Source organism: Bradyrhizobium sp. BR 10289, assembly GCF_019455385.1.
Lineage (GTDB): Bacteria > Pseudomonadota > Alphaproteobacteria > Rhizobiales > Xanthobacteraceae > Bradyrhizobium.
Genome location: NZ_JACOFR010000017.1, coordinates 54,306 through 65,736 on the forward strand (window position 1 = coordinate 54,306; position 11,431 = coordinate 65,736).

8 protein-coding genes and 1 riboswitch are annotated in these 11,431 nt (G+C 64.8%); of the genes, 7 read left to right on the plus strand and 1 reads right to left on the minus strand.

The window, feature by feature from the left end; all coding sequences use genetic code 11:
• Nucleotides 1-189: 189 nt before the first annotated feature.
• From HYH08_RS24965 to cysN, 4 genes are all read left to right on the plus strand, one after another.
• Nucleotides 190-1,905 carry a methyl-accepting chemotaxis protein gene (locus HYH08_RS24965; RefSeq protein WP_220012490.1) on the plus strand — a complete coding sequence of 572 codons (1,716 nt, stop codon included), beginning with the start codon at nt 190-192 and terminating at the stop codon, nt 1,903-1,905.
• 152 nt (nt 1,906-2,057) lie between these two features.
• On the plus strand, nt 2,058-3,077 hold the full coding sequence (locus HYH08_RS24970) for a sulfotransferase family protein (protein WP_220012491.1): 1,020 nt from the start codon (nt 2,058-2,060) through the stop codon (nt 3,075-3,077).
• A gap of 44 nt (nt 3,078-3,121) precedes the next feature.
• A complete protein-coding gene (cysD, locus tag HYH08_RS24975) occupies nt 3,122-4,045 on the plus strand; it encodes a sulfate adenylyltransferase subunit CysD (protein WP_228748052.1) in 924 nt (307 codons plus the stop codon).
• Nucleotides 4,045-5,940, plus strand: coding sequence for a sulfate adenylyltransferase subunit CysN (cysN, locus tag HYH08_RS24980; protein ID WP_220012493.1), 1,896 nt, complete (start codon nt 4,045-4,047; stop codon nt 5,938-5,940). Before cysD ends, cysN begins: the two co-directional genes overlap by 1 nt.
• Before the next feature lie 26 nt (nt 5,941-5,966).
• Here cysN and HYH08_RS24985 read toward each other — a convergent pair whose 3' ends face one another.
• Nucleotides 5,967-6,164, minus strand: coding sequence for a DUF1674 domain-containing protein (locus HYH08_RS24985; protein WP_220012494.1), 198 nt, complete (start codon nt 6,162-6,164; stop codon nt 5,967-5,969).
• Nucleotides 6,165-6,352: 188 nt separating this feature from the next.
• Between HYH08_RS24985 and HYH08_RS24990 the strand changes: the two genes are divergently transcribed.
• From HYH08_RS24990 to purH, 3 genes are all read left to right on the plus strand, one after another.
• Nucleotides 6,353-7,699: an RsmB/NOP family class I SAM-dependent RNA methyltransferase gene (locus HYH08_RS24990; RefSeq protein ID WP_220012495.1), complete on the plus strand. Its 1,347-nt coding sequence runs from the start codon at nt 6,353-6,355 to the stop codon at nt 7,697-7,699.
• 156 nt (nt 7,700-7,855) lie between these two features.
• Complete coding sequence (locus HYH08_RS24995; RefSeq protein WP_220012496.1) at nt 7,856-9,574, plus strand: heparinase II/III family protein; 1,719 nt, start codon at nt 7,856-7,858, stop codon at nt 9,572-9,574.
• Nucleotides 9,575-9,633: 59 nt separating this feature from the next.
• A riboswitch (ZMP/ZTP riboswitch) is annotated at nt 9,634-9,715 on the plus strand.
• Nucleotides 9,716-9,739: 24 nt separating this feature from the next.
• On the plus strand, nt 9,740-11,332 hold the full coding sequence (purH, locus tag HYH08_RS25000) for a bifunctional phosphoribosylaminoimidazolecarboxamide formyltransferase/IMP cyclohydrolase (protein ID WP_220012497.1): 1,593 nt from the start codon (nt 9,740-9,742) through the stop codon (nt 11,330-11,332).
• The last annotated feature ends 99 nt before the right edge of the window (nt 11,333-11,431 follow it).

Below are 11,431 nucleotides of genomic sequence, written 5' to 3' on the forward strand. Positions count from 1 at the left end.
GACGCTCTTATCGCCTCACCAGCCTCGTTGCGGATGATCACGATTGGCTGAAGCAGCACGATCCCGTAATTCTACCACCAGATGTGGCAATGTTCCGTGCCAACTTCGCACAAAGTTGCGATTCATTTACGTGAATTTCAATTTTTGGTTGCCAACTGGCCTGGGTAATTGCTGGGACAGGGGTTCGCGATGGCATCCTTCAAATTACGTATCGGAACAAAGCTGGGTATCGTCTCAGCGGTCAGCATTCTGCTGGTCGGTGGCATGCTGGTCAATCAGGCGTTGGGTAATCGGTCGATTGTTGCATCCAACGGCTTGTTGATTCTCAACTATCTCAACAAGGGCAATGCGCAGTCGGCGCAGACAGCGATAGCGCGGGCGCAGACAACCGCTCTTGAGGTCGCGTCCGAACAATCAGTCGCAAGAATCGACGAACTCCTTCAGGTTCTCCGCGCCAACGTGACCAAAGCAGACACGGAGATTGATGCTGCGCGCGATCGGGCCAAGCAACAGTTTACAAAGGATGCCTATCAGGCGGCCCGGCAAGCAGTCGACGTCTATCTGACCAGCGCCATCGAGCTTGCGGAGGCGCAAAAGCGCGTCATTGGCGCCAATGGGGGGGCCAAGGCCGAGGCGGAAGCGGCGAAGGCCCGCGTTCTCAACGAGCGTACGTTCCCGGCGGCTGGGCAAGTCAACGCTGCCATCGACAAAGGAGTGGACATCGCCAACGAATACGCGGCCAGGCGTCAGAGTCAGGTGCTGGCGGAATTGGATTCTACCGCCAGTTTGGCGCTCATGATCGGCGTAGCCGTCATGTTGACGCTGATCGGTTCCGCGGTCTTCGCGGTCTTGAACATCGCCCGGCCGATCCGGCATATTGGCAATGTGCTGCTGCAGCTCGCCGACGGCAACAAGGCCATCGAGATTCCCTTCACGACTCGTGGCGACGAAATCGGGGACAACGCTCGTGCGGCCCGTACCTTCAAGGACAATCTGATCCGCATCGAGCAGATGGAAGCCGAGCAGAAGGATCTGGAGGCCGCAGCCGCCGCCCGGCGCAAGGATGAGATGATGAAGCTCGCCGGTGCGTTCGAAGCAGCGGTCGGCAGCATCATCAACTCGGTGTCGTCGGCCTCCAAGCAACTCGAATCCGCAGCCGGCACGCTGTCGGGAACCGCCGAAGAAACCGAGCAGCTCTCCGGGATGGTGGCCGCAGCTTCCGAAGAGGCCTCCGCCAATGTCGGCGCTGTGGCTTCCGCCGCAGAAGAGATGAGCACGTCGGTTGTCGAGATCGGCCGGCAGGTGCACGATTCCAGCCGCATAGCCGGCGAAGCGGTGAGGCAGGCCGAGCGCACCGACGCGCAGATCAACGAATTGCTCAAGGCTGCGGGCCGGATCGGCGACGTCGTCAAGTTGATCACCGCGATTGCGGAGCAGACCAACCTGCTGGCGCTGAACGCCACCATCGAGGCGGCTCGCGCCGGCGAGTCCGGCCGCGGCTTCGCCGTGGTCGCGAGCGAGGTCAAGGCGCTGGCGGCACAGACCGCGAAGGCCACGGAAGAAATAGGCGCGCAGATCGCCGGCATGCAGAGCGCGACGCAAGACTCCGTTGGCGCGATCAAGGAGATCGGCGCCACCATCGCCAGGATCTCGGACATCTCGACGACCATCGCTGCAACCATTGAAGAGCAGGGTGCTGCGACGGCCGAGATTGCGCGCAATGTCAACGAGGCAGCGAAAGGAACCGTCGAAGTTGCGGACAAGATCGCTCAGGTCAGCCAGGGCGCCAGCGCCACCGGCGCTGCGTCCGGACAGGTGTTGTCATCGGCGCGCTCGCTCTCCAGCGAGAGCGGACTCCTGAAAGCCGAGGTCGAGAAGTTCCTCGCGACGGTCCGCGCGGCTTGATTTGCGGCGACGGGCGAGCATCGCGTCGATGCTCGCCCGTCGCAACCCCGGTAATGCCCGGGTTTGACGGCAACCAGAAGACAACTGTAGGTTGGCTGCATCCCGAAAAGCGCGATCATCGTCGCCAGCGGTATCTGTTCCAGGGAGCCCCAATGAACAACAACCAGGTCTTCGCCGATTCCCTGCAACAAATGGCCGATCTGATACGCCAGGAGCACAGCTCGCTCGACGTCATGTCGCTCTCGCCAGTTGGCGAATTCCAAACCAGAACAGTCAGTCTCAAGACTTTGATGCGGGAAGTCACTGAGTGCCTTTCCGCAAGCTTTCAGCAGCGGCCGGCACACGATTTTCCGATGCTGCATTTCGCATGGGGGAAATGCCGCGTCGGATCGACGGCGCTGACCAACCTGTTTGGCACGATGGGAATGCCCTCATACTACCAGCCGGTGAAAGCCATCCTGCGCGATGCAATGGTGGGCGGCTCAATGAGACCTTGGATCGTGCCCTCTGCAAGCGATTGTCCGAATATCTTCAGCAAGGAGACGATGGGGCCCTATGTGCTCGCGGAAAGTCTGTTCAATCCACTACAGATATTGATTGATGCGGGCTATCCGCGAGACCGGCTCCATTGCATCATGCTCGATCGCGAACCGGCAAGTTCACTGGCGTCGTGGATCGAAAAATGGTCGGGCCGCGCTTCTGAAAAAACGCTGGTCCACAACTACGTTGCCGCTGCGCTCAACGCCGTGCGGGTGGAGAATTACGCCAGGCGACACGGCATTCCGGTCACCCGTTACGTCTATGAGGTGAGCAAGGAGCCCGTATCATCGGTGCGCATCCTCTTCGACCGACTCGGTCTTTCGAACAGTTTTGCCGAAAAGGCGGTGACGTGCTGGCGGGAGACAGGACCGGACCAAGCCGATAACACGCGAGTTATATGGCCAAGCGAGGCGATCATTTACGACGTCCCCAATCTGCACACCTCCGATACAGCCTACCGCTACCAACGCCGCGCGACGTCCTCGCTGAGCGAGAGGGTCCTGGACATTCTTGAGTGTTGCGGCGTCAACGACGCCTATCGCGCTTCGGTTTCTGGCTGCGTCGACGATCTCGACCTCACTCGGGCGACGTCGGCGAAGCTGTTTGGCAATTGGTTCGCTGCGGCCGCATGACCATGTTGGAGGTGCCCACGATCGACGCGCCAGCCGTCCCCGGCATGGCCGATGGCAAGCAGCACCGCAGCCCCACCAGCCATCTTCGACGGCTGGAAGCGGAGGGCATCCACATCCTGCGCGAGACGGCCGCCGAGTTCCGCAAGCCGGTGATGCTGTACTCGATCGGCAAGGATTCATCGGTCCTGCTGCATCTGGCGATGAAGGCATTTCATCCCGGCAAGCCGCCGTTTCCGCTGCTGCATGTCGACACCACCTGGAAGTTCCGCGAGATGATCGCGTTTCGCGACCGGCGTGCGCGCGAGCTCGGCCTCGATCTGATCGTCCATACCAACCAGGACGGCCTCAGTCAGGGCATCACCCCCTTCACCCACGGCTCGGCCCGCTACACCGACGTGATGAAGACGCAGGCGTTGCGGCAGGCGCTGGACCTTCACGGCTTCGACGCCGCGATCGGCGGCGCACGGCGTGACGAGGAGAAGTCGCGCGCCAAGGAGCGCGTCTTCTCGCACCGGAGCACGGCCCATCGCTGGGACCCGAAGAATCAGCGGCCGGAGCTGTGGAGCCTCTACAACACGCTGCTCGCGCCGGGCGAAAGCATGCGGGTGTTTCCGTTGTCGAACTGGACCGAGCTCGACATCTGGGACTACATCCTGGTCGAGAATATCCCGATCGTGCCGCTGTATCTCGCTGCGAAACGGCCGGTGGTCGAGCGCGACGGCGCGCTGATCATGGTGGACGACGAGCGGATACCGCTCCATCCGGGCGAAGCGCCGCGCTGGCACTCCGTCAGATTTCGCACCCTCGGCTGCTATCCCCTCAGCGGGGCAACGGCCTCGACGGCGGCAACACTTCCCGAGATCGTGCAGGAGATGATGGCCTCGCGCACCTCCGAACGGCAGGGACGTATGATCGACCGGGACAGTCCTGCGTCGATGGAGCGCAAGAAGGCGGAAGGATATTTCTGATGTCCTATCACGAGGCTCCGACGATCGCCGCGATCGATGCACCGCGGCTGGACCAGGACGATCGCCCGACATTGCGTTTCGTCACCTGCGGCAGCGTCGATGACGGCAAGAGCACGCTGGTCGGCCGCCTGCTCTACGATTCCAAGACGCTGCTCGACGACCAGCTCGACGCGCTGGCCTCGGAGAGCAAGACATCAGGCACCACCGGCGGCGATCTCGATTTCGCGCTGCTGGTCGACGGCCTGCAGGCCGAGCGCGAGCAGGGCATCACCATCGACGTCGCCTACCGGTTCTTCGCGACCAGGCTGCGCCGCTTCATCGTCGCCGATACGCCCGGCCATGCGCAGTACACGCGCAACATGGCGACCGGTGCCTCCAACGCCGATCTCGCCATCGTGCTGGTCGACGCGCGCAAGGGCGTGATCACGCAGACCCGGCGCCACAGCCACATCCTGTCGCTGCTCGGCATCCGCCACGTCGTGGTCGCCGTGAACAAGATGGATCTGATCGGATTCGACGGCGACCGCTTTGCGGCCATCACGGCCGAATATCTGACCCTGGCCGGGCAGCTCGGGATCTCGCAGGTCCAGTGCATCCCGGTGGTAGCGCCCGGCGGTGACAATATCGTCGCGGCGAGCACGCGGATGCCCTGGTACACGGGCCCGACCGTGACAGCCTACCTGGAATCAGTGGACGTCTCCGGCGATGTCTCGCAGCGGCCGTTCCGGCTGCCGGTGCAATGGGTCAACCGGCCGCATGCGGATTTTCGCGGTTTTAGCGGACGGATCGCGAGCGGGACGATTGCGACCGGCGAGACCATCGCCGTGCAGCCGTCAGGCCTTCGGACGCGCGTCGCGCGGATTCTCACACCCACAGGCGAATGCGATCGTGCGACGGCAGGCGAGTCCATCACGCTGACCCTCGCCGACGAGATCGACGTCAGTCGCGGCGATGTGCTGAGCGCCGGGCCCGCGCCGCTGGTCTCGGACCAGCTCGCCGCCCATCTCGTCTGGTTCGACGACGAGGCCATGGTTGCGGGCCGGCGCTACGTGCTGAAATGCGGAACGGCCTCGACCGGTGCGGTGATCACGACGCTCAAGCACCGCATCGCCATCGACACCATGGCGCAGGAAAGCGCCGCCACGCTCGATGTCAACGAGATCGGCTACGTCCATCTCAAGCTCGACCGTCCGCTGGTGTTCGAGACCTATCGCGACGACCGCGAGATGGGCAGCTTCATCCTCGTCGATCCGATCAGCCATCGAACCGCCGCCGCGGGAATGATCGACCTGTCGCTGCGCGGGGCCACCAACATTCATTGGCAGCGCCTCGCAGTCGACAAATCGGTGCGGGCGCGGTTGAAGCAACAGCGGCCCTGCGTGCTCTGGTTCACCGGCCTCAGCGGCGCCGGCAAATCGACCATCGCCGATCTGGTCGACCGCAGGCTTGCCGAGCTCGGACGCCACGCCGCATTGCTCGACGGCGACAATCTCCGCCACGGCATCAATCGCGATCTCGGCTTTTCCAGCACCGAGAGGATAGAGAATGTCCGGCGTGTCGCCGAGATCGCGGCCCTGTTCGTCGACGCCGGCATGATCGCGCTGGTGGCGCTGATCTCCCCGTTCCGCAGCGAGCGAGAGACAGCGCGTCAGCGGGTGGAAGCCGGCGAGTTCATCGAGATCCACGTCGCAACCCCGCTCGCCGAATGCGAGCGTCGTGATCCCAAGGGGCTCTATCGCAAGGCGAGGGCAGGCGAGCTGCCGGCATTCACCGGCATCGACCAGCCCTATGAGGCGCCGCAGGCGCCGGAGATCACCATCGACACGTCGGAACTGTCGAGCGAGGCCGCCTGCGAGCGCATCATCCGCTACTTGCGCGAGCACCATTACCTGTAACGGCTGAACGGAATCCGGCAGAAGACTCAGAAATCCGACGCGATACCCTTGGTTTCCCAGTCGCCATAGCGGGTGGGCTCGGGACCCTTCGGTCCCTGCAGCTCTTTCGGGCGCGCCTTGGCCTCGGCCAAGGCCGCCTGCCGGCGCGCCTCGGCTTCAGCCAGCGCGCGCTGGGCGGCCGGCGGGAGCTGTTTGCGATCGGGAACGGGAGGCTGGTCGCTCATGGCCAGCTCTTTAGCGCAGGACGGCCCGCAGCGCGATGGCCAATAACGCATTCCTGAAATCGGGTCCGGAGGGCTGAAAAAACCGGAAGCGATTCTTACATTTGGCATATTCGCGTGCCAGAGATCGGCTTCTCAAGGCATGCGCCGATCGCGGCGGAACTGCCGCTGGCTCAGAACCTTGCTACCGCATGCCTTCTCAACGTTTCGCCCCTCCGTCCGAAGTGCCTGGTCTCGCGGCGCGGCGGATTGCCGCCGATATCGTCGACGGCGTGCTGCACAAGCACCGCACGCTCGACGACCAGCTTGACGGTGGCGGCGCCCACCCCGGACTGAAGACGCTGGCCGATCGCGACCGCGCGCTGATGCGCCGTCTGGTCGCGACCGTTTTGCGCCGGCTCGGCACGCTCGGCCATGTGCTGTCCCGCCTGCTCGACAAGGGTGTTCCCTCCGACGCGCCGCGCGCGCAGAGCGCGCTGCTGATCGGCGCCGCGCAGATTCTCTGGATGGATGTGCCCGATCATGCCGCGGTCGATCTTTCCGTCCGCCTCGTGCAATCCGACCGCCGCGCCGCGCGCTATGCCGGCCTCGTCAATGCCGTGCTGCGCCGCTGCGCACGTGAAGGCCAGGCGCTGGTCGAGGAAGTCGCGGCGCAATCGCTCGACCTGCCGCCGTGGCTGCTCGCGCGCTGGAGCGCGCATTACGGCGAGGCGACCGCGCGGGAGATGGCGCTGGCGCTCGGTCATGAGCCATCGCTTGACCTCACCGTGAAGTCGGACGCCGCACAATGGGCGAGCCGGCTGCATGGCGAGACGCTGCCGACCGGAACGGTGCGGATGTTGTTGCACGGCTCGGTCACCATGCTGCCCGGCTTTGCCGAAGGACAATGGTGGGTGCAGGACGCCGCAGCCGCGCTGCCGGCGCGGCTGTTCGGCGACATCAAGGGCAAGTCCATTGCAGATCTCTGCGCTGCTCCCGGCGGCAAGACCGCGCAGCTGGCGCTGGCAGGCGCGCATGTCACCGCGATCGACCGGTCGCCCGCCCGGGTGGCGCGCTTGCGCGAGAATCTGACGCGCTTGTCGCTCCAGGCCGAGACCGTCGTTGCCGACGCCGTGGAATGGGCCGGCCCGGCCGAGGGTTTTGACGGCATCCTGATCGATGCGCCCTGCACCTCGACCGGCACGATCCGCCGCCACCCGGATGTGGCCTGGCTCCGGCAGGAATCCGATATCGCCGCCCTCACCGCACTCCAGCAGCGGTTGCTGAAGAAATCCGTCTCGCTGCTCAAGCCGGGCGGAACGCTGATCTACTGCACCTGTTCGCTGGAACCCGAGGAGGGCGAGCAGGCGATCGCCACCCTGCTGGCCGCCGAGCCCGCGCTTCGCCGCGTTCCGATCGAGGCATCGGAAGTCGCAGGCCTCAGCGAAATCATCACCGAAGACGGCGACCTGCGCACACTGCCCAGCCACCTGCCGAACGCCGATCCCAAGCTCGGCGGGCTCGATGGATTTTTCGCGGCCCGGCTCGTTAAATCCTGATTTTGCACCGGTTTTTGCAATCCCGACGCTGATTCGTCCCGTTCAGGGTGGTGTCAGCCGTCCGATTTTGGGATTAATAAGGATTCGTCGGAATCCTCTCCCCCTTCAAGGCAAGGCGTGTCGGTCGCTCAACGCAGACGTATCTCGACGCTGGTCATGAACCGCTTCGCGCGGAACATGCTTGCGCGCGCGAGCGGCGGTTCCGTTGCGCTGTCGCGGGTCTGGCCCGGCCGTACCGACCGGCTGATCATCGCGCCGCATGATTTGCGCACGGCGGATGCGACCCGTGCCGCCGAGATCTATGCCGGCCGCTTCGTCTTCGCCGGCAAAATCGTCAATTGCCATGGCCGCTCGATCTTCGACCTCGAGCCGCCGTCGGAGGACTGGGAAGTCGCGCTGCTCGGCTTCGGCTGGTTGCGGCACTTGCGCGCCGCCGACACCGCGCTGACACGGGCCAATGCGCGCGCGCTGGTCGAAGATTGGATCGCCAACCCCGCCAACAAGCGCCGCCCCGTCGCGCGCCGCGCCGACGTACTGGCGCGGCGCGTGATCTCGCTGCTGTCGCAGGCGCCGCTGGTGCTCAACGACACCGACAACAAATTCTATCGCCGTTACCTACGTGCGCTCGCCCGCGAGATTCGTTTCCTGCGTTACACGATGGTGGATATTCCGGACGGCGTGCCAAAGCTGCAGGTGCTGATCGCGCTGTGCTACGCGGCGCTGTGCCTCGCCAACCAGGCTCGGCACATCCGCAGCGCCTCGAAAAAACTCTCGGACGAATTGCAGCGGCAGATCCTGCCCGACGGCGGTCACATCTCCCGCAATCCGGGCGCGCTGATCGAGCTCTTGATCGACCTTTTGCCGCTGCGGCAGACCTTTGCCGCGCGCAACATTGCCCCGCCGCCGGCACTGCTCAATGCGATCGACCGCATGATGCCGATGCTGCGCTTCTTCCGGCACGGCGACGGCAATTTCGCGCTGTTCAACGGCATGAGCGCCACGCCGTCAGACCTGCTCGCGACCCTGCTCGCCTATGACGACACCCACGGCGCACCGATGGCGAACATGCCGCATACCGGCTTTCAGCGCCTCGACGCCGGCCAGACCACGCTGATCATCGACACCGGCCCGCCGCCGCCGGCCGGCGTCAGCCACGATGCCCATGCCGGCTGCCTGTCGTTCGAATTGTCGTCCGGCATCAGCCGCATCGTCACCAATTGCGGCATGCCGACCACGGGGCGCGACAATTGGCGGCCGTTCGCGCGCGGCACCGCCGCACATTCGACGCTGACCTATCATGAGAAGTCCTCATGCCAGTTCGTGGAGATGTCGGCGATGAAACGGCTGCTGCACGGATCGCCGATCACCAGCGGCCCTGTCGAAGTCGAGAGCTATCGCGAGGTGGTGCAGAACGGCACGCTGCTCACGACCTCGCATGACGGCTATCTCGCCAAATTCGGCGCGATCCATCGCCGCGTGCTGATGGTCGCCAATGACGGTGCGCGGATCGACGGCGAGGATACGCTGTCGCCGCCGCAGGGCGGGCGCTTCAAGGGCGCGGACGCCGATTTCGCGCTGCGCTTCCACCTGCATCCCGCGGTGAAGGCGAGCCGGCTGTCGGATGCGCGGGGCGTGATGCTGGTGCTGCCGAACCGCGACGTCTGGACCTTTGAAGCCCTGGACGACAAGGTCGATCTCGAGGACAGCGTGTTCCTGGCCGGCAATGACGGCCCGCGCCGCACCGCCCAGATCGTGATCCGGCAGGATGCGCGGCAGGCCCCCTCGATCCGCTGGAGCTTTGTGCGCTCCACAGCCTCGCCGGCGGTGACCAATGCCCGCCGCAACGCCCGGCGCGAGCCGGAACTTCCGCTGTAAGCGCACGCAATTCGGGCATATCCGGCCGTTGTGAAAACGGCCAAAAGCTGCTATCGAGCGCTCGTTCGCGCGACTGGCGACCTTGGATGGAGCACCATCGGGAAGCGCGACACATATCTGCCGCGCGCCTGGGCATAGACACTCCTAAGACAGAGGATCTTGCTCATGACTGACCATCCCCGCCGCGTCACCCGCGCCCTTCTCTCCGTTTCCGACAAGACCGGCCTGATCGAATTCGCAAAAGCGCTCGCTGCGCATGATGTCGAGCTGGTCTCGACCGGCGGCACCGCGAAGGCAATTGCCGCGGCCGGCCTCCAGGTGAAGGACGTGTCCGACCTCACCGGCTTCCCCGAGATGATGGACGGCCGCGTCAAGACGCTGCATCCCAAGGTGCATGGCGGCCTGCTCGCGATCCGCGACAACAAGGAACATGCCGAGGCGATGAAGGCGCATGGCATCGCGCCGATCGACCTGCTCGTCGTCAATCTCTATCCGTTCGAGGCGACCGTCGACAAAGGTGCGGGCTTCGAGGATTGCATCGAGAACATCGACATCGGCGGCCCCGCGATGATCCGCGCCGCCGCCAAGAACCATGACGACGTCGCCGTCGTGGTGGAGGCCGACGACTACAAGGCGGTGCTCGACGAACTCGCCGCCAACAACGGCGCGACCACGCTAAAACTGCGCCGGCGGCTGGCCGCCAAGGCCTATGCGCGCACCGCGGCCTATGATGCCGCGATTTCGAACTGGTTCAACCGCCAGCTCGAGATCGAGGCGCCCGACTTCCGCGCCTTCGGCGGCAGACTGATCCAGTCGCTGCGCTACGGCGAGAACCCGCACCAGACCGCGGCATTCTACGCGACCCCCGACAAGCGTCCGGGCGTCGCAACTGCACGGCAGGTGCAGGGCAAGGAGCTCTCCTACAACAACATCAACGACACCGATGCCGCCTATGAGTGCATCGGCGAGTTCGACCCCCGGCGCACGGCGGCCTGCGTGATCGTCAAGCACGCCAATCCTTGCGGCGTCGCGGAGGGCGCGAACCTCGTCGACGCCTATCGTAAGGCGTTCGCCTGCGATTCCGTCTCCCCTTATGGCGGCATCATCGCGATGAACCGAGCGCTCGATGCCGACACCGCGCGCGAGATCACCAAGATCTTCACCGAGGTGATCATCGCGCCCGACGCCAGCGAGGAGGCGATCGCCATCATCGGCGGAAAGAAGAATCTGCGCCTGCTGCTCGCCGGGAGCCTGCCCGATCCGCGCGCGCCCGGCCTCACCGCCAAGACGGTCGCCGGCGGTCTTCTCGTGCAGAGCCGCGACAACGCCGTGGTCGACGATATGACCTTCAAGGTCGTGACCAAGCGCGCGCCGACAGACGCCGAAATGCGCGACCTGAAGTTCGCGTTCCGGGTCGCCAAGCACGTCAAGTCCAACACCATCATCTACGCCAAAGATCTCGCCACCGTCGGCATCGGCGCCGGCCAAATGAGCCGGGTGGACTCAGCCCGGATCGCGGCGCGCAAGGCGCAGGATGCAGCTCATGAGCTGAAGCTTGCCGAGCCGCTCACCAAGGGCTCGGTCGTGGCGTCGGACGCGTTCTTCCCATTCGCCGACGGCATGCTCGCCTGCATCGAGGCCGGCGCCACCGCCGTGGTGCAACCCGGCGGCTCGATGCGCGACGACGAAGTGATCAAGGCCGCCGACGAGCACGGCATCGCCATGGTGTTCACGGGCACGCGGCACTTCAGGCACTGAGGCGCCGTCATTCCGGGGCGCGCGAAGCGCGAGCCCGGAATCCATCGTGCAGCGTCCCGTCCGGAGAAATGGATTCCGGGCTCGCGCCAAGTGGCGCGC

Coding starts and splice junctions, on each gene's coding strand:
- HYH08_RS24970 (WP_220012491.1), top strand. CDS start 2,058: ATGAACAACAACCAGGTCTTCGCCGATTCCCTGCAACAAATGGCCGAT.
- HYH08_RS24985 (WP_220012494.1), bottom strand. CDS start 6,164: ATGAGCGACCAGCCTCCCGTTCCCGATCGCAAACAGCTCCCGCCGGCC.
- purH (WP_220012497.1), top strand. CDS start 9,740: ATGACTGACCATCCCCGCCGCGTCACCCGCGCCCTTCTCTCCGTTTCC.
- HYH08_RS24995 (WP_220012496.1), top strand. CDS start 7,856: ATGAACCGCTTCGCGCGGAACATGCTTGCGCGCGCGAGCGGCGGTTCC.
- cysD (WP_228748052.1), top strand. CDS start 3,122: ATGGCCGATGGCAAGCAGCACCGCAGCCCCACCAGCCATCTTCGACGG.
- HYH08_RS24965 (WP_220012490.1), top strand. CDS start 190: ATGGCATCCTTCAAATTACGTATCGGAACAAAGCTGGGTATCGTCTCA.
- HYH08_RS24990 (WP_220012495.1), top strand. CDS start 6,353: ATGCCTTCTCAACGTTTCGCCCCTCCGTCCGAAGTGCCTGGTCTCGCG.
- cysN (WP_220012493.1), top strand. CDS start 4,045: ATGTCCTATCACGAGGCTCCGACGATCGCCGCGATCGATGCACCGCGG.